The sequence below is a fragment of the Paenibacillus rigui genome, from assembly GCF_002234615.1.
Lineage (GTDB): Bacteria > Bacillota > Bacilli > Paenibacillales > NBRC-103111 > Paenibacillus_S > Paenibacillus_S rigui.
Genome location: NZ_NMQW01000082.1, coordinates 1 through 708 on the forward strand (window position 1 = coordinate 1; position 708 = coordinate 708).

1 protein-coding gene and 1 pseudogene are annotated in these 708 nt (G+C 51.8%); both read left to right on the forward strand.

All coding sequences use genetic code 11. From position 1 onward, the window contains the following. Positions 1-267: pseudogene (locus CF651_RS31620) on the forward strand (sugar ABC transporter permease); the annotation flags it as partial. Positions 268-269: 2 nt separating this feature from the next. Beyond that, positions 270-708 (forward strand): ABC transporter permease family protein (locus tag CF651_RS31625; RefSeq protein ID WP_144029149.1); only part of this gene is annotated, 439 nt, incomplete at its 3' end.

Consider the following 708-nt stretch of genomic DNA (forward strand, 5'->3'; position numbering starts at 1 on the left):
CTTCTTTTACCTACGGTGCTGATACTATTCCTGCTTGAAATCGGCAACTTCCTGGATCTGGGCTTTGATCAAGTATACAATCTGCTCACTCCGATGACGTACAGTGTAGGAGATATTCTGGATACGTACGTGTTCCGGACAGGCATTCAGCAGGCGCAGTACAGCTTCGCAACGGCGGTCGGTTTATTCCAATCGGTGATCGGATTTATTCTGGTCTACGTATTCAACAGGCTGTCGAAGAAAGTATCGGACGGGGGGCTCTGGTAGACATGTTTGAATCGAGAGGGGAAAAAAGTTTCGTCGCAGCCGTCACGGTTTTTCTTATTCTGTTGTCCATCATCGCGCTCGTACCGCTCTTGTCCGTGATCTCGACCTCGCTGAGCTCCAAAAGTGCCGTGGATATGAACCTGGTCACGCTATGGCCGAAGCAGTTTACGTTCGACTCTTGGGGGTATATTATCGACCGTCCCGACCTGTGGAAATCGTTCTTCTTGACCTTGGGCTCGACAGTGATCGGAACGGTTTTGGCTCTGCTCATGACTGCGCTGCTTGCGTATCCGCTGTCGAAGGCGGAGTTCCGCTGGGGGCCCGTGATTATGGTTGGCGTCGTGATTGCGATGATCTTCAAGGCGCCGATCGTGCCATACTTCCTGACGGTTCGCGGCATCGGATTGTATAATAATCCGTTGGTTCTGGTCGTGCCGCATA